Raw genomic sequence first — 25335 nt, 5'->3', positions numbered from 1 at the left:
TCCCGACACGATGGGATCGTGGTGTCCCGACGAAAGGCATCCCGTGTCCCACCTCTCCACGAAGGGCGTCACGGTCGGCGCCCTCGCACTCTGCGCACTCACACTGACCGGGTGCTCCGCGCTGAACGACCAGCTGCACCACGAGGTGAGCACCCACGCCGACACCCGCGCCGACCTGCAGTCCCCGCCCGCGTGGATGCCCGCGGACGCGACGGACATCTCCTCCGCCGCCGGGACGGCCGCGAAGAAGCGGTCGAGCGCTCCCACGACCGTCGTCTTCACCAGCTCCGACGGCGTCACCGCCGACGGCTGCACGACCGTCCCCAGGAAGTCCGCGCCGAGCGTGACCATCTCCGGCGCCCCCGACGCCTACGCGGCCGAGACCGTCCTCCGCTGCGGCGACTGGTCCTTGACCTCTGAGAAGGACCGGTGGGTGGCCTGGACGCCCAACACGGGCGACGACCGGTCGTGACCGTGTCGCGTCACCGCGACCTGCCGACGCACCGACGGCGACACACACAACTCCGCGCCCTGACCGAGAGTCGTTCCACGGTGTTCGTCGCCGCACTGTCCGCCGGCCTCGGTGCCCTCGTGGTCACCGGGTCGGAGGCCGCGCAACGGATCGTCGAGATCGGCGAACGGACGGGCGAGAGCGCCACGGTCGCCGCGATCCTGCCCGTCGTCGCGTGGGTGTTCATCGCGATCGCGCTGTACGTCAGCGCCGTGGTCGCGTCGAACACGTGCGCCACGGTGATCGCCGGGCGGACCCGTGCCCTGGCGCTGCAGCGCGTGCTCGGCGCGACCGGCGCGCAGCTCCGCCGCCAGATCACCGCGATCGGTCTCGTCTGCGGGGTCGTCGGCGCACTCGTCGGCGGGGTCACGGGGGTGCTGGTCGCCAACGGTGCGCTCTCGCTGGCCGCGGCCACCGACGTGCTCCCGGCGCTCGGTTGGTTCCTCCCACCGGCAGCGGCCCCGATCGCCCTGCTCGTCGCGGGCATCACGACGCTCGCGTTCCGCGTCGGTTCCCGTCAGGTGCTGTCGATCCCGCCGCTCCGAGCACTGGACGCCGTCGTCGAGCCGGTCCCCGGGACGACCAGCCGCACGGCACGGAGCGTGGTCGCGGCCGGCCTGTTCCTCGCGGGGGCGTCCGGCATCGGCGTCGCGTTCGTGCTCGGCGCCTCGACGGTGAACGCGTTGCTGCTCGCCGTGGCGTGCGGGGCACTGTCGTTCACCGGGGTGGTCGTCGCGTCGCCCGTGCTGCTGCCGGCCGTCCTGCGACTCGTGGTGTCGGCGTCCGGCCGGAGCATCATCCCCTCGATGGCGGCGCGGAACTCCCTGCGCGCACCAGAGCGGACCGCTCGGACGACGGTCGGCCTCATCATCGCGGTGACCCTCATGTCGACCTTCTCGGTGGGCTTCGCCACGTACGCCACGATGCTGCAGCGACAGGCCGCCGCCGACCCGGTGTACTACCGCGACATCCAGACACAGTTCGACCAGCTCGCGGCCATGTTCACGGGGTTGGTCGGTGCCGCGGGGATCATCGCGGCGGCGGGCGTCGTGGTGGTGACGGCGCTCACGATCACCCAGCGCAGTCGGGAACTCGGACTCCTGCGCGTCGTCGGCGCGACCCGGCACCAGATCCGGTCGCTCGTGCTCGTCGAGACCGCGATGACCATCACCGTCGCGATCGTGCTCGGGCTCGTCCTCGGCACCGCGTACGGGTGGGCGGGCGCCTACACGCTCCTCGGCGCGACGAACGGCGCCGTGCTCCTCGGCCCCACGGTCCCGGCGTGGCTCGTGGTCGTCGTGCTCGTCGGAGCCGCCGTCACCGGCCTGGCCGCAGCGCTCGGGCCGGCGGCCCGTGCCGTCCAGGGCACCCCGATCGCCGCCCTCCGGGACTGACGGGCGGGCCGGCCGCGCAGACCCCGAGCGGCTCAGACTCCGATCGACTCAGGCTCCGATCGACTCAAACCCCGAGCGACTCAAACCCCGAGCTACTCAGACCCCGAGCAGCTCCGCGACCTCGAGCCAGCGCTCCTCGAGCTGCTCGACCTCTGCCTCGAGCTCCCCCAGGCGAACCTGCAGCGCCCCCAACCCGGCGTAGTCGGACTGGTCGTGCGTGGCGAACTGGTCGAGCAGCTTCTTGCGGTCCGTGCCGACCTTGGCGATCTTCCGGTCGAGGGCCGACATCTCCTTCTCGGCCGCACGACGATCGGCGCCGGTCAGCCCGGAGGCCGCCGCAGCTGACCCGCCGGACGCACCGGCGGCGGTGGAACCGGCCACGGAACCGGCCGAGCCGGTCCCGCCGACGGTGTCGGGCCTCCCGGCAGACGCGGCGGCAGCCGCCGAGGCGGTCCCGCCACCGGTGCCGGCCTCGCGCAGCCGCATGTACTCGTCGACCCCGCCGGGCAGGTGCCGCAGGTGCCCGCCGAGCACGGCGTACTGCTGGTCGGTGACGCGCTCGAGCAGGTACCGGTCGTGGCTGACGACCAGCAGGGTGCCCGGCCAGGTGTCGAGCAGGTCCTCCATGGCGGCGAGCATGTCGGTGTCGAGGTCGTTGGTGGGCTCGTCGAGGATGAGCACGTTCGGCTCGTCGAGCAGGATGAGCATGAGCTGCAGGCGCCGCTTCTGCCCACCGGACAGGTCCCTGACGGGGGTGGAGAGCTGCTCCGAGGTGAAGCCGAGCCGCTCGAGCAGCTGCGACGGTGTCATCTCCTTGCCGTCGGCGACGTAGCTCGTCTTCTTGCGCGCCACGACCTCGCGCACCCGGTCGTCGGCGAACTGCGCGAGGTCGGCGAGCTGCTGGTCGAGCACCGCGACCTGCACGGTCTTGCCCGTCTTCACCCGGCCGGTCGTCGGCTGCAGGCGTCCGGAGACCAGGTTGAGCAGCGTCGACTTGCCGGCGCCGTTCGGGCCGAGGATGCCCGTCCGCTCCCCCGGGGCGATGCGCCACTCGACGCGGTCGAGGATCTGCGTGCCGTCGAACGAGACGCTCACGTCGAGCAGGTCGACGACGTCCTTGCCGAGCCGGGCCGTCGCCGTCTGCGACAGCGCGACGGTGTCACGGATCGGCGGCACGTCGTCGATGAGGGCGTTGGCGGCGTCGATGCGGAACTTCGGCTTGCTCGTGCGGGCGGGTGCACCGCGGCGCAGCCACGCGAGCTCCTTGCGGGCCAGGTTCTGCCGGCGCTGCTCGCTCGCGGCCGCCTGCCGGTCACGCTCGACGCGCTGCAGGATGTACGCAGCGTAGCCGCCCTCGAACGGGTCGACGACGCCGTCGTGGACCTCCCACGTGTCGGTCGACACGGCATCGAGGAACCACCGGTCGTGCGTCACGACCACCATGCCGCCCTGGTTCGACGACCACCGGCGGTTGATGTGCCCGGCCAGCCACTCGATGCCCTCGACGTCGAGGTGGTTCGTCGGCTCGTCGAGGAACAGGACGTCCCAGTCGCCGACGAGCAGCCGTGCGAGCGCAACACGGCGACGCTGTCCACCGGACAGGTCGTCGACGCTGGCGTCCCACGGGATGTCCGAGACCAGTCCGCCGATGATGTCGCGGATCTTCGGGTCACCGGCCCACTCGTGCTCCTCGAGGTCGCCGACGACCGTGCTGCCGACGGTCGCGCCCTCGGGCAGGATGTCGCGCTGGTCCAGGTAGCCGATCGTCAGCCCGCGCCGGTGCGTGACGCGTCCGCCGTCCGGCTCGAGGCGCTGGGACAGCAGGGCGAGCAGCGTCGACTTGCCGTCGCCGTTCCGGCCGACCACACCGATCCGGTCGCCCTCGTCGATGCCGAGGGTGACGTTGTCGAAGACGACCTTGGTGGGGAACTCGAGATGCAGGTTCTCGGCGCCGAGGAGATGTGCCACCCGTCAAGGGTAGGTGGCGCGGCGAGTTCCTGGGTGCGGGGTGGTCGGTCTGGAGGCCCGGGTCAGGCCGACGGGGTCGGCTCGGCTCCGGCGCGGGGCCGGCTCTCCTGCAGGAAGGCTCGCCACTGCTGCCGGTACCGGACGAGCACCAGGAGCATCACCAGGATGGCCGCGGAGACGACCCCGTGGAGGATGCCGGGCCACGACGGCCAGTTGAGCAGGGACTGCGCCGCCTCGAACAGCGTGAACCCGAGCGTGAACCAGAGTCCTGCGGTCGACTGTCGGAGGCGACGATCGACGATCGCGGCGAGCAGGCGCACTCGTTCGGCGGGAGCCGGGGCCCGCCCTCGCGCCATCCGCTCGACGCGTCGTCGGTCGGCGCGGCGGAGCCCCGCGGTCGGTTCCGAGTTGATGCCGGAGAGCCCACCGACACCACCACCCCGCACGAAGGCGGTCACCAGACAGGCCATCCCGGTGACGAAGCCGACCGCGACGATGACGACCGCCCACGGTGGCAGGTCCCTATCGGGTTCCGGCAGGTCGAACCGCGGGAGGTATGTGGCTGCGACGTACCCCGCCAGCCCGGCCAGGACGACGACCACGACCATGATCACGATCCGGCGGATCATCGACCTGCGGGCGCTCGGCGGGGTCGGTGCCCCGGCGAGCCGGTCCGCGACCTGCTGCCAGACCTCGTCGGGAACGGTCGGAGGATCCGGCGTCGTCGTGCTCACGGGTCAGCTCACCGGGGCGCTGTCGCCCTCGCCCGCGGCGTCCTTCGCACGCTTGAGTCGAGCTTGGGCCTCCCAGTACTCGATCTCGCGCTCGAGTTCGGCGAGCTCCTGCTCCGTACCGGTCACCCGTGCGGTGCCGTGCGCACTCCGGGCATCGCCGAGGGTGGCGTACCGGTCCTCGTGGCGGGTGGGCTCGATGTAGCGACCGTGGTTCCGTTCGCCCGGGGCCCAGTCGTGGCCGATGGCGAACCAGACGATGCTGCCGACGACGGGGACCAGGATCACGAGGATCACCCACGCGATCTTCGGCAGGCCGCGGATCTGGTCGTCCGTCTTCGTCAGGATGTCGATCAGGGCGAACACCAGCAGGACGATGGTGAACCCGGACAACAAGATGCTCATGTTCGCGATTCTATGGATCGGCTGGGACCGTCACCACGCCCCGAACGAGCGCCGGTGGTGCGAAGTCCCACAGGTGCGTCCGTCACAGCGCCGCCACCCACTCGTCCGTGCCGTCGGTGAACCGCTGGTGCTTCCAGATCGGCACGCGCTCCTTCACCAGGTCGACCAGTGCCCCGCACGCGGCGAACGCCTGCGCCCGGTGCGACGACGACACCGCTGCGGCGAGCGCGACGTCCCCGATGCCGAGTGCGCCGATGCGGTGCAGCACGGCGATCCGGACGTCGGGGTGCTGCTCGGCGATGCTGCGGGCGACCTCGGCGATGACCGCACCGGCGCTCGGGTGCCGCTCGTAGTCGAGCGCGGTGACACCCTTGCCGCCGTCGTGGTCGCGGACGATGCCGGCGAAGGTCACCACGGCGCCGTCCTGGTCGGTGGCCACCACGGATGCGACCTCGTCGACGCTGATGTCGCGGTCGACGACGTCGGCGAGCACGACGCGCGCGGCGGTGGCGACGTCGGCGGCGTCGCTCACGGGGTACTCCGCGGGGTGTCGCGCTGGACTATGCGCGGTGCGTGTCCGGCGCCGTGCACCTGGGCGAGCACGTGGTCGAGCAGGCCGTCGAGCACCGCGAGGCCGTCGGCCACCCCGCCGCGTGAGCCGGGCAGGGTGACGAGCAGGCAGCCGGCGTGCGTCACCCCGGCGACACCGCGGGTGAGCAGTGCGGTCGGGCCGGCCCCGGCGAGACCGCGGCGTCGGATCTCCTCGGTGATGCCGGGCAGCTCCAGGTCGATCAGGGGCGCGACGGCCTCGGGCGTCCGGTCCGTCGGGGTGACGCCCGTGCCGCCGGTGGTGATGACGACCCGCGCTCCGGCGAGCAGCTCGGCCGTGACGGTCTCGGTGATCGGGCCGCCGTCGGGCACGATGATCGGATCGGTCACGGTGAACGCCCGTTCCCGCAGCCAGTCGGTGATCACGGGTCCGGTCCGGTCGAGCGCGCCGTCGGCTGCCGCCTGCGTGGACACCACGACCACGGCGGCACGACCCCTGATCGGCTCGGTGGTCATCGGTTGCTCCAGTCCCCGGAGCGCCCGCCGTGCTTCTCGAGCACCCGGACGTCGGTGATGACGGCCGCGCGGTCGACGGCCTTCACCATGTCGTACACGGTCAGGGCGGCGACGCTCGCGCCGGTGAGGGCCTCCATCTCGACCCCGGTGCGTGAGGTGGTCCGCACCGAGACCTCGATGTGGACGCGGTCGTCGGCCCCGGTGATGTCCACCTGGACGCCGGCGATCGGCAGCGGGTGGCAGAGCGGGACGAGGTCGGACGTCTTCTTCACCGCCATGATCGCCGCGATCCGGGCGGTGCCGACGACCTCGCCCTTCGGCAGCGAGCCGTCGAGGATCCGCGCGACGACGTCCGCGCGCGTGACCACGGTGGCGGTGGCGGTGGCCGAGCGGTCGGTGACGTCCTTGGCGGAGACGTCGACCATGTGCGCGCTGCCGTCAGCGCGGACGTGCGACAGCTGGTCGGACGAGGACGGGTCGGTCATCGGAGGCTCCAGACGGTGAGCGGGTCGCCGGGTTCGACGGTGTCGACGCCCACCGGCACGTGGACCAGGTGGGTGGCGGCGGCGTAGTGGACGAGCAGGTGCGAACTCGGTCCACCGACGAAGTGCACGGCACCGTCCTGCACCCGGCCGCGGCGTACCTGGTGTTTGCCCGCGGGTGAGACGGCGGCGGACGCGGCGGGCAGGACCTGGACGGGTCGGTCCGCCGGCAGCCCGGCGACCGGTGCGAGCAGCGGCCGCAGGAACACCTCGAACGAGACGAGCGCCGAGACCGGGTTGCCCGGGAAGGAAACCACGGGCACGGATCGGCCACCGGCACGGCCGAACACCACGCTGCCGAACGCCTGCGGCCCGCCGGGCTGCACGGCGACCGGGGTCACCGCGAGGCCGCGGGGCTCGAGTGCCTGCCGGACCACCTCGTACGCCCCGGCGCTGATGCCGCCCGTGGTGAGCACGAGGTCGACCCGGTCCCCGACGATCCCGTCCCCCACGGCCTGGTCGAGCGCCTGCTCGAAGGCGGCGACGTCGTCGGGCACCCGGACGACGCGCGCCTCGGCACCGACCTCGGCGAGCGCCGCCCGCAGCGCGATGCCGTTCGCGTCACCGATCGTCGCGGCATCGGTGTCGGCGCCCTGCAGTTCGGACCCGGTCGACACGACCAGGACCCGCAGTGGCTGGCGCACCGACACGGACCGGACCCCCGCCGAGGCGAGGGCCCCGAGCAGCGCCGGCGTGACGGGACTGCCCGCGGACGCGATCTCGGCCCCGGTCGCCAGGTCGCTGCCGGTCGCGCGGACGAAGGTGCCGGCGGTCAGGTCGGCGGGCACGGACACCCGTGACAGCCCGAGGGCCGCCGGGAAGGCCGCCGGCTCGGTGGCCTCGACCGGGAACACCGCGTCGGCTCCGGACGGGATCCGGGCCCCGGTCATGATCGGTGCGGCCGTCCCGGGTCCGAGCGCCTCGGGCACGACCCCGGCCGGGATCGGGTCGACGACGCGGACGTCCTGGCCGGCATCGGCGACGCGCACGGCGAAGCCGTCCATCTGGCTGTTGTCGAACGGCGGCAGCGGGACCGGCGATCCGACGCCCGCCGCGAGCACGCGACGCCCGGACCCGGCAGCGGCGAGGTCGTCGATGGCCCACTCGTCCGTGCCGAGGCCCGCCAGGACCGGCGCGAGCAACGCTGCCAGGTCGTCGCGGTGCTGACCGATCGTTCGCACTGGTGCCTCCGAACAGGTGGGAAGTGTCGCCGCTCCCGGTTCCCCCGGTGGCGGCCTCAGTAGCGTATCCAGCGCGCAGCACGCGCCGACGACCTGACGGAGGATCTGTGGAGAACGACGAAGCCGTGACGATCGGTGTCATCGGGGGCTCCGGCCTCTACCAGCTGTTCGAGGAGGGCACGGCGGAGGAACGCGACGTGCCGACACCGTTCGGTCCGACGTCGAGCCCCATCAGCATCGGCACGATGGCCGGACGCCGGGTCGCGTTCCTCACCCGCCACGGCCGCGAGCACTCCGTCGCCCCGCACCGCATCAACCACCGCGCGAACGTCTGGGCGCTGCGCTCGCTCGGCGTCCGCGCGATCGTGTCGTCCAGCGCCGTCGGCGGTCTGCACCCCGACTACGCCCCCGGCACCTTCGTCGTGACCGACCAGCTCATCGACCGCACCTGGGGCCGCGCCGACACCTTCTTCGAGGACGACGTGCAGCACCTGTCCTTCGCCGACCCGTTCGACCCGACGCTCCGGCGCGCAGCGATCGACGCCGTCGCGGGGCTCGACGTGCCGTTCCGTCCGACGGGCACGTGCGTCGTCATCCAGGGGCCCCGCTTCTCGACGCGCGCCGAGTCGGTCTGGCTCCGCGAGGCCGGCGGCCACACCATCAACATGACGATGACCCCCGAGGTCCCGCTCGCCGCCGAGCTCGGCATCGCCACCGTCAACCTGTCGTTCGTCACCGACGCCGACGCCGGCCTCGCCCCGACCGAGGACGAAGCCGAAGCCGAAGCCGAAGCCGCAGCCGCAGCCGCAGCGACCGGATCCGACGTCGACGACGCCGGCGCCACGGTCACGCACGGTCTCGTCATGGAGCGGCTGGCCCGTGCGAACGAGGTGATCGTCCGCGCCATCGGTGAGATCGTCGGCGCGATCCCCGCCGACTTCACCCCGCGCGAGCTCGTCCCGGCCAGCGCGAGCGCGAGCATCGTGCAGCGCGGCGCAGGCTCCACCACGGGCGCGACCGCATGACCCGCCTCCTCGTCACCGGCGGCGCCGGCTTCATCGGCTCCGCGATCGTGCGCCGCGCGCGTGCCGAGGGGTACGAGGTCCGCGTCCTCGACTCCCTGCGCGACGACGTGCACGGCGACCCCGCCGAGGTCGTCCACGCCCACCAGCAGCAGGGCATCGCGTTCGTGCACGGCGACGTGCGCGACCGGATCGCCCTCGACGCGGCGCTCGACGGCGTCGACGTCGTCTGCCACCAGGCCGCGAAGGTCGGCCTCGGCGTCGACTTCCAGGACGCCCCGGACTACGTGTCGTCGAACGACGCCGGCACCGCCCACGTGCTCGCCGGGATGGACCGGCACGACATCGGCCGCCTCGTCGTCGCGAGCTCGATGGTCGTCTACGGCGAGGGCGCGTACACGACCGCGTCCGGCACGCCCGTCCGACCGCCGGCCCGGCGCCGCGAGGACCTCGACGCCGGCCACTTCGACCCGATCGGCCCGGACGGCGAACCCCTGGTGCCCGGACTGATCGACGAGTCCGCCGCGCTCGACCCGCGGAACGTCTACGCGCAGACGAAGGTCGCGCAGGAACACCTGGCCTCGAGCTGGGCCCGGGCCACCGGCGGGCGAGCGGTCGCCCTGCGCTACCACAACGTCTACGGTCCCGGCATGCCGGCGAACACCCCCTACGCCGGTGTCGCGTCCCTGTTCCGCTCGGCGCTGGCCCGCGGTGAGGCACCCCGTGTCTTCGAGGACGGCGCCCAGCGACGGGACTTCGTGCACGTGGACGACGTCGCCGGCGCGAACGCGGCATCCATCGCGGCGACGGCGGACCTGCCGGCCGACTCGTTCCGCGCGTACAACGTGGGCTCGGGGATCGTGCACACGATCGGTGACATGGCCGCCGCGATCGCCGGCCCCGACGGCCCGCAGCCGGTCGTCACGGGCGAGTACCGCCTGGGCGACGTCCGGCACGTCACCGCGAGTTCGGACCGCATCGCCGCCGAGCTCGGCTGGCGCGCCGAGGTCGACTTCGAGGCCGGCATGCGCGACTTCGCGACGGCCCCGCTCCGCAGCGCCGTCCGGTAGCCACCCCGAGTGAGCAGGAGACGTCGGGTCCGACCGTGCGACCCGACGTCTCCTGCTCACTGAACGACCGCAGCCGCGACCACACGCCGGACGGGAGGCCCGTGGCGGCCCCGCCCCGGGCCTCCCGTCCGACCGGCCCGACGCACGTCGCGACACGCCGTCGTGTCCGCGACCCGCCCCCGAACCAGCGAGACGCCGCCGAACCGCGGGGCGTCTCGCCGAGTCCCCGGCGTCACACGAACACGACGGCGTCTTCCGACCGACCCCGCAACCCCCACGCCGGCGTCACACCAAGACGACGGCGTCTTCCAACACCCCCCGCACGCCCACACCTGTCCCCCGTTCTGGGGACCGCAGCCTGCCGGGGTGCACAGACTGCGACCGATCGGCGCGTTTCCTGTACCCCGCGGCGCGTCATCGTGTTACGTCGAGTGCATGCAAGGACAGACCCGTCGATCCGACCGACCGCACCGAATGACGGACATGAGCGTCGACGTGATCCTCCCGTGCCTCGACGAGGCGGATGCCCTGCCGAAGGTGATCGGCCGCCTGCCCGCCGGGTACCGGGCGATCGTGGTGGACAACGGGTCGACCGACGGGTCCGCCGAGGTCGCCCGCGCGCACGGCGCCCTCGTCGTCACCGAACCGGTCAAGGGCTTCGGCTCGGCCTGCGCGGCCGGCGTCGCCGCGGCCACCGCCGACTACGTCGCCTTCTGCGACGCCGACGCCTCGATGGACCCCGCCGAGCTCCCGCCGCTGGTCGACCGGGTCGCCAGCGGGCGCGTCGACCTGGCCCTCGGCCGACGGGTGCCGACCGGTCGCGGCGCCTGGGCACCGCACGCCCGCTTCGCGAACCGCGTGCTCGCCGTCCTGATGCACCGTGCCACCGGCTACCGCCTGCGCGACCTCGGCCCGATGCGCGTCATGCGCCGCGAGGACCTCGTCTCCCTGGACCTGCGCGACCGGCGCAGCGGCTACCCGCTCGAGATGGTCCTCGCCGCACACGCGGCCGGCTGGCGCGTCGACGAGTCCGACATCGGCTACGCGCAGCGCATCGGCGACAGCAAGGTCACCGGCACGCTCCGCGGCACGATCAACGCGGTCCGTGACATGTCCCGTCTGCTCCGTGCGTACCGCCGGGAGGCGCGGACCCGCGTCGTCGCGCCGGCCCCCGTCCGCACCGTGGCCGGCTCCACCCCCGTGGCCGGTCCCGCTGCGTCCGCATCCGCCCCGTTCGCCGGCGCCGCCTCCGCCCCCGTCGCCGCATCCGGCACCGTCGCCGAGGAGGCGCGCTCGTGACCACCGAGACCCCCACCAGCACGCCCGTCACCGTGGCCGTCGTCGCGAAGGAGTGCCTGCCCGGCAAGGTGAAGACCCGCCTGACGCCGGCGCTCTCCCCCGAGGGCGCGGCCCGAGTCGCCGCCGGCAGCCTCGCCGACACCCTCGCCACCGTGCAGGCCCTGCCCGCGGCGCGTCGGGTCCTGTTCTTCGACGGCACCGTCGTGCCGGCCGGCGCCGAGGGCTTCGAGGTCCTGCACCAGCCGGGCGGCGGCCTGGACGAGCGCCTCGGGTTCCTGTTCGACGCGGTCGACGGCCCGCTGCTCCTGGTCGGCATGGACACCCCGCAGGTGTCCGCCGCCGAGCTCGCCCCGGTGTTCGACGCCCCCGAGCGCGACGGCTGGTTCGGACCGGCCGAGGACGGCGGCTTCTGGTCGCTGTACCTGCGGGAGCCCTCCGGCGACCTGCTCCGCGGCGTCCCGATGTCCCGCGAGGACACCGGCGCCGTCCAGCTCGCCCGCCTGACCGACGCCGGTCTCGACGTGGGGATCCTGGGCGAGCTGCTCGACGTGGACACCGTCGCCGACGCCGAACGGGTCGCCGAACTGGTGCCCGACTCCGAGTTCAGCCGGGCACTCCGTGCCGAGACCGTGGGGAGCACCCGATGACCATGCACGCACCCGTCTCGTTCGGCGCCGGTGGCGGCGAGCCCTACGCCAGGGCCCTCCGCACCGACGGCCGGCTGCGCCTCACCGACCCGTCGCGTCCCGGCGAGGTCACGACGATGGACGTCGGCCGCTGGAGCGCCGCGGCCGACCGGGTCGACCGCTCACTCCTGGACGACGTCGACGGCGGCGTCATCGACATCGGCTGCGGCCCCGGGCGGATGCTCGTCGCCGCGCAGGCTCGTGGCATCCCGGCGCTCGGCGTCGACGTCTCGGCTGAGGCCGTCGCGATCGCGCAGCGCTCCGGCGGCACCGCCATGCAGGGCTCGGTGTTCGACGCGGTCCCGGACGAGGGCCACTGGGACACCGCGCTGGTGATCGACGGGAACATCGGCATCGGCGGCGACCCCACCGCACTGCTCGTCCGCTGCCGGGAGATCGTGCGGGTCGGTGGTCGCGTCGTCGTCGAGACGAACCCCGACGTCGACGCCGACCGGGTCTACACGGCCCGCGTGATCGACGCGGACGGCAACGAGAGCGCCGAGTTCCCGTGGGCCGAGGTCGGGCTCGACGCGCTGCACCGGCACGCGGCCGACGCCGGGCTGGTCGCACGGCAGAGCTGGACGACCGAGGGACGGAACTTCTGCGAGCTGCTGGCCTGACCGTGCACGTTCGTGCAGTTCTTTTGCATGATGCAAGACTGTGTCGTAGGCTCGGATCACAGCCGACGTCGCCAGGGTCGTCGGTCCGACGGTCCCGACGGCGTCACCACCGAGGAGACCCCATGACGAACAGCACCTTCCCGTTCGGCGGCAGCTTCGTGTCCGGCATCGACGGGCGTGACGTGCGCGGGTCGTACACCGGCCGCAGCACCACCGAGCCGTCGGGTACCTACACGGGCGTGCCGGTCGCCGGGCGCCTCGGCCGCTTCGTGGACACGCAGTGGTCGCGTCCCGGTACGGCCACCGCGTCGACCCGCACGGTCACCGGCTCGTTCCGCACCGCGACGGGTTCGTTCCGCACCGCCTGAGGCTCCGGCCTCCCCCAGACCGCGAGCGGTCGTCCTCCCGGGTGTCCCCCCTCGACCCGGGCCGGGCGGCCGCTCGTGCACTTCCCCCGAACGCGTCAGGGCGGGCGATGCCAGGATGGACGCATGAACGACCGTGCCGGCACCCCAGCGACCGCAGACGACCTCGTCGACCTCGACGAACTGGTCGCCGCCTACCACGACCGCGTGCCCGACGTCTCGATCGCCGAGCAGAAGGTCGTGTTCGGCACGTCCGGCCACCGCGGGTCCTCCCTCGACTCCGCCTTCAACGACACCCACATCGCCGCGATCACGCAGGCGATCGTCGAGTACCGCCGGTCGCAGGGCACCGACGGCCCGCTCTTCATCGGGCGTGACACCCACGCCCTCTCGGCACCCGCGGAGCGCACGGCCCTGCAGGTCCTGGCCGCGAACGGCGTGCACGTGCTGGCCGACAGCGACGACGGCTACGTGCCGACCCCCGCACTGAGCCACGCGATCATCCGCTACAACCGCGCCGGCAACCCGGACACGGCCGACGGCATCGTCATCACGCCGAGCCACAACCCGCCCCGCGACGGTGGCTTCAAGTACAACCCGCCGCACGGTGGCCCCGCCGACAGCGACGCCACGAGCTGGATCGCGAACCGCGCGAACGCGATCATCGAGGGCGGCAACGCCGAGGTGCAGCGCACCGAGGACGCCGAGCCCGACCGCTACGACTTCCTGCACACGTACGTCGCCGACCTCGAGAACATCATCGACATCGCGGCGATCAAGCGTGCCGGGGTGCAGATCGGCGCCGACCCGCTCGGTGGTGCGTCGCTGCCGTACTGGAACCTCATCCGCGACCACTACGGCCTCGACCTCACCGTCGTGAACCCCGAGGTCGACCCGACCTGGGCGTTCATGACGCTCGACTGGGACGGCAAGATCCGGATGGACCCGTCGAGCCCCTCGGCGATGGCCTCGGTGCTCGCGCGCAAGGACGACTTCGACGTCCTGACCGGCAACGACGCCGACTCCGACCGGCACGGCATCGTCACGCCCGACGGCGGGCTGATGAACCCGAACCACTACCTCGCGGTCGCGATCGAGTACCTCTACGCCCACCGCCCGCAGTGGCGCGACGACGCCGCGATCGGCAAGACGCTCGTCTCGTCGAGCATCATCGACCGCGTCGCGGAGTCCCTCGGCCGCCGGCTGTGGGAGGTCCCGGTCGGCTTCAAGTGGTTCGTGCCCGGCCTGATCGACGGCTCGGTGGCGTTCGGCGGCGAGGAGTCCGCGGGAGCGTCCTTCCTGCGCACCGACGGCACCGCGTGGACCACCGACAAGGACGGCATCATCCTCGCGCTGCTGGCGTCCGAGATCGTCGCGGTCACGGGCAAGACCCCGTCGCAGCTGTACACCGAGCTCACCGAGCGGTTCGGCGCCCCGGTCTACCAGCGGGTCGACGCCGCCGCCTCGAAGGAGCAGAAGGCCCGCCTCGGCAAGCTCGACGGCGACGCCATCACCGCCGACACCCTGGCGGGCGACCCGATCACCGCGAAGCTGTCGAAGGCCCCCGGCAACGACGCGGCCGTCGGCGGCGTCAAGGTCGTCACCGACAAGGCGTGGTTCGCCGCGCGGCCGTCGGGCACCGAGGACGTCTACAAGATCTACGCGGAGAGCTTCGTCGGGCAGGAGCACCTGGAGCAGGTGCAGCGCGAGGCCAAGGAGATCGTCGACGCAGCACTGGGCGCGTAGCGCCCTCGTCGGGCGGGCGGCGGGTCCCGGACACCGCAGCCCGTCCGACGGAGCCGAGCCGGGCCTCCAGGCCGTGACCCGCCGGGACGTACGGGCGCACGGCGACTGCCGATCCACTCAGGAAGGCGGTCGCCCCGCGACCGGGCGCTTGCGGAAGTTGTAACTTTGCACGCAGCGCAAAACCCTGACCTGCGCGCATCGGTACCTCGGGAGAACCCGCTCATGACCCAGACCGCGACCGCCCCCGCGGCCCCCACCACGGCGTCCAACGTCGTCATGTCGCACCGGCAGATCCTGCTGGTGATCTACGGCCTGATGGCCGGCATGTTCCTCGGCGCCCTCGACCAGACCATCGTCGGCACCGCGATCCGCACCATCGGCGACGACCTGCACGGGCTCGACCAGCAGGCCTGGGTCACCACCGGGTACCTGATCGCGTCGACGGTGACGACCCCCATCTACGGCAAGCTCTCCGACATCTTCGGCCGCCGCCCGCTGTTCATCACCGCCATCGGGATCTTCATCGTCGGGTCGTTCGCGGCGTCGTTCGCCGACTCGATGCTCATGCTCGCCGGGTTCCGCGCGCTGCAGGGCCTGGGTGCCGGTGGCCTGATGTCCCTGCCGCTGGCGATCATGGGCGACATGCTCGCCCCCCGCGAGCGGGCGAAGTACCAGGGCTACTTCCTCGCGGTCTTCGGCATCTCGAGCGTCATCGGGCCGCTCGTCGGCGGTGTCTTCGCCGGCGCGGACGAGCTGCTGTTCGTCGACGGCTGGCGCTGGGTCTTCCTGATCAACGTGCCGATCGGCGTCATCGCGCTCTTCATGGTGCTGACGTTCCTGCACCTGCCGAAGTTCGGCGAGCGCGGCAAGCCCCGCATCGACTGGTGGGGCGCGACGCTCGTCATCGTCACCCTCGTGCCGCTGCTGCTCATCGCCGAGCAGGGGCGCGAGTGGGGCTGGGACTCCGTCGCCGCCTTCACCTGTTACGGCATCGGCGCGGTGGGGCTCGTCGCCTTCATCCTGGTCGAACGGGCGATGGGTGACGACGCGATCCTGCCGATGAAGCTGTTCGGGTCGCGGGTGTTCTCGATGTCGGCGATCCTGTCGGTCCTCGTCGGCTTCGGCATGTTCGGCGCGATGCTCACGATCCCGCTGTACCTGCAGATCGTGAAGGGCGTCACCCCGACCGGGTCCGGCTTCGCGATGCTGCCGATGGTGCTCGGTCTGATGATCTCGTCGATCGCCTCGGGGCAGATCATCTCGAAGACCGGCAACTACCAGGTCTTCCCCGTTACCGGCACGGCGTTCACGGCGATCGGCTTCACGATCCTGACGTTCCTGACCGCCGACCGGCCGCTCTGGTTCCTGATGCTCGGCATGTTCGGCATCGGGCTCGGTCTCGGCCAGCTCATGCAGACGCTGACCCTCGCCGCGCAGAACTCGGTGTCGCCGCGGGACATCGGCGTCGCCACGAGCGCCGCGACGTTCTTCCGGCAGATCGGCGGCACGATGGGCACCGCCGTGCTGCTCTCGGTGCTGTTCACCCTGATGCCGACGAACATCACGGCGGCGATGCAGAACGAGTCGGACCTGCGGAAGGCCCTCGACGCGGCGCTCACCCCCTCGGTCGCGAACGCGCGCGACAACCAGGGCGTGATGGACCAGATCTGGACGAAGATCGTCGACCCGGTGCAGGAGAACGTGCAGGACGGCCTCGACCAGGGCGCGGCGCAGGCCAAGCAGGCCGCGGACGCCGCCGTGACGAAGCAGGTCACCGCAGCCGTGCAGCAGCAGGTCGACGCCGGCACGCTCCCCGCGGCGGCGGCCGACACCGTCATCGCCCAGCAGGTCGACGACGCGAAGCCCGCGGCCGAGCGGCAGGCGCTGCAGGCCGTGGCGACGAAGGCGAACGCGTCGGTCGTCGACGGCTCGGTGCAGGTCGACTACTCGGACGCGTCGCAGCGCCAGAACGTCGTCGACCAAGTCGCCCCGACGATCATCGAGCAGCTCCGGCGCGGCGACTCGAGCGCGAACTCGTCGAGCAGCGCCACCACGAGCAACACCTCGTTCCTCAACGGGGCGGATGAGCGGCTCACGCGACCGTTCCTGGTCGGGTTCAGCGACTCGGCCGTGCGGGTCTACTGGGTCGGGCTCGCGGTGATCCTGGTCGCGTTCGTGCTGACGTGGTTCTTCCGCGTCCCGCCGCTGCGCAAGACCTCGGCGCTGCAGGAGCAGGCGGATGCCGCCCAGACGGCGGCGGGGTCGGGGTCCGCGGGGTCGGGGTCCGCCGGCGCTGCGGCGGCCAGTGCTGCCGCAGCCGCTCCCGGGGTGGAACCGGTGCCGACGTCGCCGGACGTGTCCCCGCAGCCCCGGTCCGCTCGTGCCGCCGGCGCGACGAGTGTGTCGGTGCTGCCGCCGACGGGCCCGGACCAGGACGACACCCGCAATCCGCTGCCCGGTGCCACCACGCACGGCGCACACGCTGCGGCCGCGCCGGTCGACGAGCCCCCGACGACCACGGGTGCCATCCGGACCCGGGCTGCCCACGCGGCCCGGGGTGAGGAGTCCGCCGTGCCGGGTGCACGGGTCGAGGCGGCGGAGGCAGACGGGCATCCGCACGGGCGGCACGCTGCGGAGTAGCCGGGGACCGACGCCGAACGACGGGGTCGATGTCGCACGACGTCGACATCGTCGCACCGGCGGGTGTGGCCCGGCGCGGTGGTCGTTGCGTGCGCATCGCGCGACAACCCACGTGTCGATCGACGCGTGCATCGTCGGCACTTGCGCGTGCATCATGTGCGTGCGCATCGCGCGACAACCCACGTGTCGATCGACGCGTGCATCGTCGCGGACCTTGCCGTGCCCGAGGCCGACACCGAACGACGGGGTCGATGTCGCACGACGTCGACATCGTCGCACCGGCACGCCCGCCCGCATCCCGCCCCCGCCCGCCCGCAGCCCGCCGCGCCCCGCCTCAGCCCGCCGCTGCCTCCGCCACCGAGAACGCCGCCCCCGGCAACCGCTTCCGCATGACCTCGATCGCCGCCGGGTTGTCGTCCACCAGCACGTACCGCCGCCCGAGCGCCGAGGCCACCGCCCCCGTCGTCCCGCTGCCGGCGAAGAAGTCGAGCACCCAGTCCCCCTCGCGCGACGACGCCTGCACGATCCGGCGCAGCACCCCCTCGGGCTTCTGCGTCGGGTAGCCGGTCTTCTCGCGGCCGGTCGGCGACACGATCGTGTGCCACCACACGTCGGTCGGCAGCTTGCCGCGCTCCCGCTTCTCGGGCGTGACGAGCCCGGGGGCCATGTACGGCTCGCGGTCGACGGCCTCGGAGTCGAACCAGTACCGCGTCGGGTCCTTCACGTAGACCAGGATCGTGTCGTGCTTGGTGGGCCAGCGCGTCTTGGACTTGGCACCGAAGTCGTACGCCCAGACGATCTCGTTGAGGAACGACTCACGGCCGAACAGCGCGTCGAGCAGCACCTTGGCGTAGTGCGACTCGCGGTAGTCGAGGTGCAGGTACAGCGTGCCGTCGGCGGCGAGCAGGCGCCAGGCCTCGATCAGGCGGGGCTCGAGGAACGACCAGTAGTCCTCGAACCGGTCGTCGAACCGCATCAGGTCCCCGCGCACCCGCTCGTAGGTCCGGCCGTGGAACCCCATGACCGGTCCGTCGGCCTTCGGCACCGCCGAGCTCGCGTGCCGCCGCTGGTACCGACCGGTGTTGAACGGCGGGTCGAGGTACACCAGCGTGAACGAGCCGTCGGGGTACGCGGGCACCACGTCGAGTGCGTCGCCGAGGACCACGCGGTCCGGGCCTCGGTCGTCTCCGCTGTGCACGACTCCATCTTCCCGTACCCAGCGTCGACCCAGGCGACGACGACCCCGCGGCGTAGGTTCGGCGGCATGGCATCCCCCGAGGTCCGCAACGACACCGACGCGCAGCAGTACTCCCTGGTCGAGGACGGCGAGGTGATCGGTCTCGCCGCGTACGAGGTCGACGGCGACACGATCCACTTCACCCACACCGAGGTCGATCCTGCACACCGCGGCGGCGGCCACGCCTCGATCCTCGTGCAGCACGCCCTCGACGACGTCCGCTCGGGGTCGTCGAAGCGCGTCGTCGCTGACTGCAGCTACGTCCACGCCTGGATCGAGCGCCACCCCGACTACCAGGAGCTCACCACCCGCTGACCGCCGACGCGGCGCGCGTCGCCGCGCCCGTCAGTACGAGCGGTGGTGCGTCCCGACGCGGGCTTCGTGCCGCCCGGCGCTCCGCACCGCCGGCACCTTGATGAGCACGCTGCCGCTCAGCAGGTCGTGGTCGTCGTCCGTCGGCGTCGGTGCCTCCTTCGGGAGGCGCGACTGCCGTTCGTACTCCGCCTGCGTCTCCTGCCGGGTCGGTGCGAACACCTCGTCCAGCATCCCGACGACGCCTCCGGACCCGCCGCTGCGCGTGGACTTGTTCGACAGGTCGATCCACCCCGCGCGATCGGCGATCCACACCACGACGGCCACCGCGGCCACCGCCCCCAGGAAGATCAACCAGTTCACGCCAGTGACGCTACGTGGGTGCTCCGCCGCCGACATCAGCCGCGCGGGGGATTCTCGTGATCCACACGTCTGGTTCATGGGATCGACGACGAGACTCGTCCGGCGGCGGCCGGTGCGTCCCCCTCGGCTCCGGTCGCCGCGTCGGCCAGACACCTCGACGTGCCAGGATGGCGCCGTGCTCGACGACGCAGACCGGGACCTCATGCGGGCGTTCGCCCGCTACATCGACCACGCGAACGAACTCGCGGGGGCTGAGCAGCGTGCAGCCCTGACGCCGATCGGCGAACGGGTGCGGGACCACCTCGGTGTCGATCCGCAGTCGATCCCGGTGGTCACCGAGGAGCTGCCCGACCACCGCCTGGTCGACGCGGACATCGCGCTCGAGTCGCTCACCAGTGGGCAGCCAGACGCGCTGATCGGCATCGCTGGGGACGATTCCCGGTTCCACAGCTCCGTCAGCGAGTTCCTCGCGAACCAGCACATGCAGTGGGCGCCGGGGCCGGTCAGCTACAGCGACCGTGCCACCGGCCCGGACACCACGCGCCGGGTGGTGTCCCTCGGACTCCGCCTGCTCACCTTCGACGGGTCACCCGTCGCGGTCGTCCAGCGTGCCGCCAATCCGGAGTACGGCCGGGCAAGTGCGACTCTCGAGGTCATCGCAGCCGACCAGGACGCCGCCGCGGCGTTCCTGCGGCGACTCCGTGCGCTCATGATCGAACGCAGTGTCCTGCGGGGGCAGGTCCTGTCGTTCGTGCCCTCCGAGTACGGCGCCGACGCGGGGGCGACGTTCCTCCGGCGTCCCGAGGTCGCCGCTGACGACGTCGTGCTGGCCGACGGGGTCCTGGACGAGGTGGTCGACCACGTCGTCGGGATCGGTGACCAGCGCGAAGCACTCCTCGCTGCCGGGCAGCACCTCAAGCGTGGTGTGCTGCTCTACGGACCGCCCGGCACCGGCAAGACGCTGACGATCCGGCACCTGCTCACCCGGACCGAGGGCGTGACGGCTGTCCTGCTCACCGGTTCGAGCATCGCGGCGATCGGTGCGGCGGCGGAGATCGCGCGGACCTTCCAACCGTCGATCGTCGTGCTCGAGGACATCGACCTCGTCGCGATGGAACGGCATGCATCGCCGCAACCGCTGTTGTTCGAGGTGCTCGACGCACTCGACGGCCTCGACGGTGACGCCGACGTCGCCTTCGTCATGACCACCAACCGGGTGTCGGTGCTCGAACGCGCCCTGGCCGACCGCCCCGGACGGGTCGACCTCGCCGTGGAGATCCCGTTGCCGGAGCTGCCCGAGCGCCGACGGCTGTTCCGTCGCTACGCCGGCGCGCTGCCCTTCTCGGACGCAGCCCTGGCCGATGCCGCTGAGCGTGCCGAGGGGACGACCGGCTCGTTCGCGAAGGAGCTCATGCGTCGGAGTGTCCTCGGCGCCGCCCTGCGCGGAGCAGAGCCGGAGGACGGCGACCTGGGGGCCGCGCTCGACTCGCTGCTGACGGAACGGTCGGCACTCACCAGGAAGCTGCTCGGCGTCCGAGGCGGAGCGGACCACGACGACGACGACCCCGACGAGTACGACGAGTACGACGAGTACGACGACGAGGTCGAGGACTTCGCCGGCACCGGCCCGTGGGTCGCCTCCGCTCCGCTCGCGGGACCGACCCTCGCTCCGAGGTCCGGCCGCGGCCAGGTCGACCTCACGCTGCGGTCTGACGACGACGAGCGCTGACGGAGATCACGGCACGCGCTGCAGCCACTCCGTCGTCGAGAACTTCGTCCGCACGAGCTCCTGCGCCCGCGCCCGTTCGTCGGCGGTGATCGCACCGGGCGTCGCGCCGTAGCGCGTGGTGAAGGTGTCGACGAGCCGCTCGATGATCTCGGCACGCGACAGCCCGGTCTGCGAGCGCAGCGGGTCGACGCGCTTGGCGGCCGACGTCGTGCCCTTGTCGCTCATCTTCTCGCGCCCGATGCGCAGCACCTGCACCATCTTCTCGCCGTCCATGTCGTAGCTCATGGTGGCGTGGTGCAGCACGGCCCCGGTACCGAGCCGCTTCTGGGCGGCACCGCCGATCTTGCCCTTGGCCGAGGTGATGTCGTTGAGCGGCTGGTAGTACGCGTCGATGCCGAGGGTCTTCAGGGCCTCGATCACCCACTCGTCCAGGTACGCGTACGAGTCCGCGAAGGTCATGCCCTGCACCAGGTCGGCCGGGACGTACAGCGAGTACGAGATGATCGCGCCCGCCTCCATGAACATCGCGCCGCCGCCCGAGATGCGCCGGACGACCTGCACGCCGTACTTCGCGGCGCCCTCCGGGTCGACCTCGTTGCGGAGCGACTGGAACGACCCGATGACCACGGCGGACTCGTCCCACTCCCAGATGCGCAGGGTCGGGCCACGACGGCCGGCGCCGACCTCCTCGGTGAGCACCTGGTCGAGCGCGAGGTGCTCGTTCGGGCTGATCGGCCCCTCGTGGACGACCTGCCACGCGTGGTCACGCCAGCTCGACGCACGGGACAACGCCCGGCGCACCGCGACGCCCACCGAGTCGGGCGTGAAGCCGAGCAGGACGGCGTCCTCCGGCAGTGCTGAACGGACCGCCGCGGCGATCCCCGCGGCGTCCGTGGTGGCGGGGAGACCGTTCACGGCCGCGTCGATGAGCGGCAGCGCGTCGTCCGGCTCGAGGAAGAAGTCACCAGCCAGGCGGAACTGCTGGATCGCGCCGTCGACGACCTCGAGGTCGACGACGACCAGCTTGCCCCCGGGGACCTTGTACTCACCGTGCATGCCGCAACCCTATTCCGGTCCACCGAACGGGTTCCGCACGGGCGTCAGCGGGCGATCGACCGGTCCAGCCAGGCGACCAGGTCGGCGATGACCTCGTCGCGGTTCGTCTCGTTGTAGACCTCGTGCCGCGCGCCCTCGTACACGTGCACGGTGACGTCGGAGAGCCGGCCGCGCCGCCGGTACGCCTGTGCCAGGCGCTCGACCGACCGGGGGCCGCCGAGCGTGTCGTCGGACCCGACCTGCAACAGCATCGGCAGGTCGTGCGGGATGCCCCGGCGCGGGACCCCGAGCAGCCGGAGGGTGTCGGCGAGCCCGAACAGCCCGATGACGTCGGCCTCCACCGCGAGCGGGTCGAGCCCGACGGCGTCGATGACCTTCCGGTCGCGGCTGAGCCACTCGTACTTCGTCGGCCCCGAGCCCGCGTGCCGGGCGTTCAGGTCGCCGCTGTTCATCCAGCCGGGCAGTCGGTACGCCGAGGCGGACAGGACCACCCCGTCGTAGCGGTCCGACGAGGTGTTCACGATCCGCTGCGCCATCAGGGACCCCCACGAGTGCCCGAGCAGCACGAGCGGCAGCTCCGGCTCGTCGGCGCGGGCGACCGCGCTCATCTGCTCGACCGCCGCGATCGCCGCCCGGAGTCCCCCGGGTCCCAGCCGCCCGAGCTTCGCGTGGTCGCCGTCCCACTGCGCCAGGCCGGTGCGCCCGTGCCCGCGGTGGTCGTTCGCGTGCACGGTGTACCCGGCACGCACCAGGTCCTGCGCCAGCGGCTCGTACCGGAGCCCGTGCTCGCCGACGCCGTGCGCGATCTGTACGACGCCCTTCGGCCGCGCTGCGCGCCAGGTCGAGTAGACGATCTCGACGCCGTGCGCGTCGGTGAACGAGGCGTCGCCCCGTGCGGCGGAGAAGGTCGGCACACCGGCATCTTCGCAGACGGACCCCATCCCGCACCTGTTCATCCGGCGTTCACGCAGGCGGGTCGGAGCGAGGCCTACCGTCCTGCGCATGGACGTCATCGTCATCGTCACGCTGGTGATCGTCGTGGCCCTCGTGTTCGACTTCACGAACGGCTTCCACGACACCGCGAACGCCATGGCCACGTCGGTCGCCACGGGAGCGCTCAAGCCCCGGACCGCCGTGCTCATCTCCGCCGTGCTCAACGTGGTCGGCGCCTTCCTGTCCACAGAGGTCGCCAAGACCGTCTCGCAGGGCATCATCCGCGAGGGCGAGGACGGCGTCAGCATCTCCCCGACGATGATCTTCGCGGGACTCGTCGGTGCGGTGCTGTGGAACCTGGCGACCTGGTACTTCGGGCTGCCCTCGTCCTCCACCCACGCCCTGTTCGGCGGGCTCATCGGTGCCGCGATCATCGGTGCCGGCCTGAACTCGATCAGCTGGGCGACGGTGGTGTCGAAGGTCGTGCTGCCGGCGCTGCTCTCGCCCGTCATCGCCGGGGTGATCGCCCTGGTGGCGACGTACCTGGCGTACGTGCTCACGAAGAACGCCACGACGCACGGGGCAGCGACGGGCTTCCGGCACGGGCAGACGATCTCGGCCTCGCTGGTGTCGCTCGCCCACGGCACGAACGACGCGCAGAAGACGATGGGTGTCATCACGCTGACCCTCATCGCCGCGGACTACCAGGCGGCCGGCACCGGGCCGGCGCTCTGGGTGGTCCTGGCCTGCGGGCTCGCGATCGGCCTCGGCACCTACACCGGCGGCTGGCGGATCATGCAGACCGTCGGTAAGAAGATCTCCGACGTGCAGTCGCCGCAGGGCTTCGCGGCCGAGACGAGCTCCGCCGCGACCATCCTCATCTCGTCGCACCTGGGCTTCGCGCTCTCGACCACGCACGTCACGAGCGGCGCCGTCGTCGGCTCCGGGCTCGGCAAGAAGCTCGCCGACGTGCACTGGTCGGTCGTCGGCCGGATCGTCGTCGCGTGGGTCGTCACGCTGCCGGCGGCCGCGGTGGTCGGGGCGCTCGCGACCTGGCTCGCATCGACCTCGACGATCGGTCTGGTGCTCGTCGCGGTGCTCGCCCTGGCCGGTGGGCTCGGCTTCTGGGCCCTCGCGAAGCGCAAGCCGATCTCGCAACGGGACATGACCGACGAACCGACCGAGCGGGCAGAACCGCAGCCGACCGGCACGAGCAACTGACCGGCACGACGGACCGAGGGGAACGACCATGGACATCGACTTCACCAGCATCGCCACGGTCGCCGGCGTCGGCTTCGTGGCCGCCGTGGGCATCGTGCTCGTCTACACGCTCGGCCTGCGGCTGCTCGGCACCGGGCAACCGGTCGACGCGGGTGGCGAGCGCACGCAGTACTCCGACGAGGGTCCGCGCTCCGGGCACACCCCGCCGGTGGCCCTGGCGGGCGCCGTCCTGTGCTTCGCGGTGTGCGTCGCCGCCGTGCTCGCCGGCATCTGGCTGACGATCCCCCAGTTCCACTGAGACCGGAACGGCGAGACCGGTCCGGTGGGACCGGTCCGGCGGGACCACTGACGGACGGGAGGCCCGCCCCACGTGCGCCAGCCGGCGCACGCTGGGCGGGCCTCCAGTCCGGGACCCGTGCGGATCGGACCCGCGTCAGTGCGCGCTGTAGCCGCCGTCGACCAGGTGGTAGCTGCCGCTGATGAACGACGCGCGGTCACCCAGCAGGAACAGCACGAGCGCGGCGACCTCGGCGTCGGTGCCCAGGCGCCCCGCGGCGTGCTGCGCCTCGAGCCCGGCGAGCTCGTCGGCACTCAGTGAGGCGCGGACGAGCGGCGTGTCGATGAACCCGGGGCCCACGGCGTTCGTGCGGACCCCCTGGGCGGTGTACTCGAGCGCGGCGACCTTGGTCAGCCCGACCAGCGCGTGCTTCGCGGCCACGTAGGCGGCGTTGTTCGCGATGCCGACCGAGCCGAGCACCGACGACATGTTGACGATCGCGCCGCCGCCGGCAGCCAGGATCGCGGGGATCTCGTACCGCAGCCCGTAGAAGACGCCGTCCAGGTCCACCGCTCGGACGCGGTCCCACGCGGCGACGTCGTACTCGCCGATCGGCTGCGGGGCGGCACCGATGCCGGCGTTGTTCACGGCGAGGTGCAGCGCGCCGTACGTGTCGACCGCGAACCGCACCATGCGCTCGTTGTCGGCGGCCACCGCGGAGTTCGCCTCGAACGCGCTGGCGGTCCCGCCGGCCGCGGTGATCTCGGACGCCACGCGCTCCGCGGCGTTCAACTTGATGTCGGTGACGACGACGCTCGCGCCCGCGGCGGCGAGCTCCTTCGCGACGGACTCGCCGATGCCGCTGCCGCCACCGGTGACGACGGCGACCTTGCCCTCGAACTCGGACATGTTCCTCCTGCTCTCTGGACAACACCTGTTGCCCAGTTCGAGCGTACACCGGC

At 72.2% G+C, this 25335-nt stretch carries 26 protein-coding genes; 14 read left to right on the top strand and 12 right to left on the bottom strand.

Features of this window, described 5'->3' with window-relative positions:
* Positions 1–43 precede the first annotated feature (43 nt).
* Positions 44–472: a hypothetical protein gene (locus I8920_RS03185; RefSeq protein WP_198657746.1), complete on the top strand. Its 429-nt coding sequence runs from the start codon at positions 44–46 to the stop codon at positions 470–472.
* Entirely contained in the window at positions 469–1905 is a 1437-nt protein-coding gene (locus I8920_RS03180) for an ABC transporter permease (protein WP_198657745.1), read from the top strand. The genes I8920_RS03185 and I8920_RS03180 overlap by 4 nt, the downstream gene beginning before the upstream one ends.
* 96 nt (positions 1906–2001) lie before the next feature.
* Here the strand turns inward: I8920_RS03180 and I8920_RS03175 are convergent, their stop codons facing one another.
* The 7 genes from I8920_RS03175 to I8920_RS03145 form a co-directional block, all read right to left on the bottom strand.
* Positions 2002–3873: an ABC-F family ATP-binding cassette domain-containing protein gene (locus I8920_RS03175; RefSeq protein WP_198657744.1), complete on the bottom strand. Its 1872-nt coding sequence runs from the start codon at positions 3871–3873 to the stop codon at positions 2002–2004.
* A gap of 62 nt (positions 3874–3935) precedes the next feature.
* Positions 3936–4607, bottom strand: a complete 672-nt coding sequence (locus I8920_RS03170) for a hypothetical protein (protein ID WP_198657743.1) — start codon at positions 4605–4607, stop codon at positions 3936–3938.
* A gap of 3 nt (positions 4608–4610) precedes the next feature.
* Positions 4611–5009 (bottom strand): PLDc N-terminal domain-containing protein, encoded by a 399-nt coding sequence (locus I8920_RS03165; protein ID WP_198657742.1) that lies wholly within the window; start codon positions 5007–5009, stop codon positions 4611–4613.
* Between the two features lie 82 nt (positions 5010–5091).
* On the bottom strand, positions 5092–5541 hold the full coding sequence (locus I8920_RS03160; RefSeq protein WP_198657741.1) for a molybdenum cofactor biosynthesis protein MoaE: 450 nt from the start codon (positions 5539–5541) through the stop codon (positions 5092–5094).
* Positions 5538–6074 carry a MogA/MoaB family molybdenum cofactor biosynthesis protein gene (locus I8920_RS03155; RefSeq protein WP_198657740.1) on the bottom strand — a complete coding sequence of 179 codons (537 nt, stop codon included), beginning with the start codon at positions 6072–6074 and terminating at the stop codon, positions 5538–5540. The genes I8920_RS03160 and I8920_RS03155 overlap by 4 nt, the downstream gene beginning before the upstream one ends.
* Positions 6071–6559, bottom strand: coding sequence for a cyclic pyranopterin monophosphate synthase MoaC (moaC, locus tag I8920_RS03150; RefSeq protein ID WP_198657739.1), 489 nt, complete (start codon positions 6557–6559; stop codon positions 6071–6073). Before moaC ends, I8920_RS03155 begins: the two co-directional genes overlap by 4 nt.
* Entirely contained in the window at positions 6556–7797 is a 1242-nt protein-coding gene (locus I8920_RS03145) for a molybdopterin molybdotransferase MoeA (protein ID WP_198657738.1), read from the bottom strand. Before I8920_RS03145 ends, moaC begins: the two co-directional genes overlap by 4 nt.
* Positions 7798–7904: 107 nt before the next feature.
* On the opposite strand from I8920_RS03145, the gene I8920_RS03140 reads away from it, so the two are divergent.
* The 8 genes from I8920_RS03140 (at position 7905) to I8920_RS03105 (ending at position 17245) form a co-directional block, all read left to right on the top strand.
* Positions 7905–8822 (top strand): MTAP family purine nucleoside phosphorylase, encoded by a 918-nt coding sequence (locus I8920_RS03140; RefSeq protein ID WP_198657737.1) that lies wholly within the window; start codon positions 7905–7907, stop codon positions 8820–8822.
* Positions 8819–9889 (top strand): NAD-dependent epimerase/dehydratase family protein, encoded by a 1071-nt coding sequence (locus tag I8920_RS03135; protein ID WP_198657736.1) that lies wholly within the window; start codon positions 8819–8821, stop codon positions 9887–9889. The genes I8920_RS03140 and I8920_RS03135 overlap by 4 nt, the downstream gene beginning before the upstream one ends.
* 483 nt (positions 9890–10372) lie before the next feature.
* Positions 10373–11188 carry a glycosyltransferase family 2 protein gene (locus I8920_RS03130; protein WP_269802236.1) on the top strand — a complete coding sequence of 272 codons (816 nt, stop codon included), beginning with the start codon at positions 10373–10375 and terminating at the stop codon, positions 11186–11188.
* Positions 11185–11835, top strand: a complete 651-nt coding sequence (locus tag I8920_RS03125) for a TIGR04282 family arsenosugar biosynthesis glycosyltransferase (RefSeq protein ID WP_198657735.1) — start codon at positions 11185–11187, stop codon at positions 11833–11835. Before I8920_RS03130 ends, I8920_RS03125 begins: the two co-directional genes overlap by 4 nt.
* Complete coding sequence (locus tag I8920_RS03120; protein ID WP_198657734.1) at positions 11832–12494, top strand: class I SAM-dependent methyltransferase; 663 nt, start codon at positions 11832–11834, stop codon at positions 12492–12494. The genes I8920_RS03125 and I8920_RS03120 overlap by 4 nt, the downstream gene beginning before the upstream one ends.
* Before the next feature lie 122 nt (positions 12495–12616).
* Entirely contained in the window at positions 12617–12862 is a 246-nt protein-coding gene (locus tag I8920_RS03115; RefSeq protein WP_198657733.1) for a hypothetical protein, read from the top strand.
* Positions 12863–12985: 123 nt separating this feature from the next.
* Entirely contained in the window at positions 12986–14605 is a 1620-nt protein-coding gene (gene pgm / locus I8920_RS03110) for a phosphoglucomutase (alpha-D-glucose-1,6-bisphosphate-dependent) (protein ID WP_198657732.1), read from the top strand.
* A 222-nt stretch (positions 14606–14827) separates the two neighbouring features.
* Positions 14828–17245 carry an MDR family MFS transporter gene (locus I8920_RS03105; RefSeq protein ID WP_198657731.1) on the top strand — a complete coding sequence of 806 codons (2418 nt, stop codon included), beginning with the start codon at positions 14828–14830 and terminating at the stop codon, positions 17243–17245.
* A gap of 334 nt (positions 17246–17579) precedes the next feature.
* On the opposite strand, the gene I8920_RS03100 is transcribed toward I8920_RS03105, so the two are convergent.
* Entirely contained in the window at positions 17580–18443 is an 864-nt protein-coding gene (locus I8920_RS03100) for a DNA-methyltransferase (RefSeq protein WP_198657730.1), read from the bottom strand.
* Positions 18444–18509: 66 nt separating this feature from the next.
* Between I8920_RS03100 and I8920_RS03095 the strand changes: the two genes are divergently transcribed.
* On the top strand, positions 18510–18797 hold the full coding sequence (locus tag I8920_RS03095; RefSeq protein ID WP_198657729.1) for a GNAT family N-acetyltransferase: 288 nt from the start codon (positions 18510–18512) through the stop codon (positions 18795–18797).
* A 30-nt stretch (positions 18798–18827) separates the two neighbouring features.
* Here the strand turns inward: I8920_RS03095 and I8920_RS03090 are convergent, their stop codons facing one another.
* On the bottom strand, positions 18828–19157 hold the full coding sequence (locus I8920_RS03090; protein WP_198657728.1) for a hypothetical protein: 330 nt from the start codon (positions 19155–19157) through the stop codon (positions 18828–18830).
* Positions 19158–19332: 175 nt separating this feature from the next.
* Here I8920_RS03090 and I8920_RS03085 point away from each other — a divergent pair, with 175 nt between their 5' ends.
* A complete protein-coding gene (locus I8920_RS03085; RefSeq protein WP_198657727.1) occupies positions 19333–20886 on the top strand; it encodes an AAA family ATPase in 1554 nt (517 codons plus the stop codon).
* A 6-nt stretch (positions 20887–20892) separates the two neighbouring features.
* On the opposite strand, the gene I8920_RS03080 is transcribed toward I8920_RS03085, so the two are convergent.
* Complete coding sequence (locus I8920_RS03080) at positions 20893–21942, bottom strand: lipoate--protein ligase family protein (protein ID WP_198657726.1); 1050 nt, start codon at positions 21940–21942, stop codon at positions 20893–20895.
* A gap of 44 nt (positions 21943–21986) precedes the next feature.
* Positions 21987–22856: an alpha/beta hydrolase gene (locus tag I8920_RS03075; RefSeq protein ID WP_198657725.1), complete on the bottom strand. Its 870-nt coding sequence runs from the start codon at positions 22854–22856 to the stop codon at positions 21987–21989.
* 88 nt (positions 22857–22944) lie between these two features.
* On the opposite strand from I8920_RS03075, the gene I8920_RS03070 reads away from it, so the two are divergent.
* Both I8920_RS03070 and I8920_RS03065 read left to right on the top strand, forming a co-directional pair.
* Positions 22945–24096 (top strand): inorganic phosphate transporter, encoded by a 1152-nt coding sequence (locus tag I8920_RS03070; RefSeq protein ID WP_198657724.1) that lies wholly within the window; start codon positions 22945–22947, stop codon positions 24094–24096.
* 28 nt (positions 24097–24124) lie between these two features.
* Positions 24125–24394, top strand: a complete 270-nt coding sequence (locus tag I8920_RS03065; protein WP_198657723.1) for a hypothetical protein — start codon at positions 24125–24127, stop codon at positions 24392–24394.
* Positions 24395–24529: 135 nt separating this feature from the next.
* Here I8920_RS03065 and I8920_RS03060 read toward each other — a convergent pair whose 3' ends face one another.
* Complete coding sequence (locus tag I8920_RS03060; protein WP_198657722.1) at positions 24530–25282, bottom strand: SDR family NAD(P)-dependent oxidoreductase; 753 nt, start codon at positions 25280–25282, stop codon at positions 24530–24532.
* Positions 25283–25335: the final 53 nt, after the last annotated feature.

Origin of the sequence: Curtobacterium sp. YC1, from assembly GCF_016267665.1 — a bacterium.
GTDB lineage: Bacteria > Actinomycetota > Actinomycetes > Actinomycetales > Microbacteriaceae > Curtobacterium.
This window is presented reverse-complemented; position numbering and strand designations above follow the sequence as displayed.

Bases quoted from the DNA above. Each gene is read 5' to 3' on its own strand.
- I8920_RS03105 (WP_198657731.1), top strand. From the start codon at position 14,828: ATGACCCAGACCGCGACCGCCCCCGCGGCCCCCACCACGGCGTCCAAC.
- I8920_RS03060 (WP_198657722.1), bottom strand. From the start codon at position 25,282: ATGTCCGAGTTCGAGGGCAAGGTCGCCGTCGTCACCGGTGGCGGCAGC.
- I8920_RS03095 (WP_198657729.1), top strand. From the start codon at position 18,510: ATGGCATCCCCCGAGGTCCGCAACGACACCGACGCGCAGCAGTACTCC.
- moaC (WP_198657739.1), bottom strand. From the start codon at position 6,559: ATGACCGACCCGTCCTCGTCCGACCAGCTGTCGCACGTCCGCGCTGAC.
- I8920_RS03135 (WP_198657736.1), top strand. From the start codon at position 8,819: ATGACCCGCCTCCTCGTCACCGGCGGCGCCGGCTTCATCGGCTCCGCG.
- I8920_RS03065 (WP_198657723.1), top strand. From the start codon at position 24,125: ATGGACATCGACTTCACCAGCATCGCCACGGTCGCCGGCGTCGGCTTC.
- I8920_RS03115 (WP_198657733.1), top strand. From the start codon at position 12,617: ATGACGAACAGCACCTTCCCGTTCGGCGGCAGCTTCGTGTCCGGCATC.
- I8920_RS03155 (WP_198657740.1), bottom strand. From the start codon at position 6,074: ATGACCACCGAGCCGATCAGGGGTCGTGCCGCCGTGGTCGTGGTGTCC.
- pgm (WP_198657732.1), top strand. From the start codon at position 12,986: ATGAACGACCGTGCCGGCACCCCAGCGACCGCAGACGACCTCGTCGAC.
- I8920_RS03120 (WP_198657734.1), top strand. From the start codon at position 11,832: ATGACCATGCACGCACCCGTCTCGTTCGGCGCCGGTGGCGGCGAGCCC.
- I8920_RS03080 (WP_198657726.1), bottom strand. From the start codon at position 21,942: ATGCACGGTGAGTACAAGGTCCCCGGGGGCAAGCTGGTCGTCGTCGAC.
- I8920_RS03165 (WP_198657742.1), bottom strand. From the start codon at position 5,009: ATGAGCATCTTGTTGTCCGGGTTCACCATCGTCCTGCTGGTGTTCGCC.
- I8920_RS03130 (WP_269802236.1), top strand. From the start codon at position 10,373: ATGAGCGTCGACGTGATCCTCCCGTGCCTCGACGAGGCGGATGCCCTG.
- I8920_RS03070 (WP_198657724.1), top strand. From the start codon at position 22,945: ATGGACGTCATCGTCATCGTCACGCTGGTGATCGTCGTGGCCCTCGTG.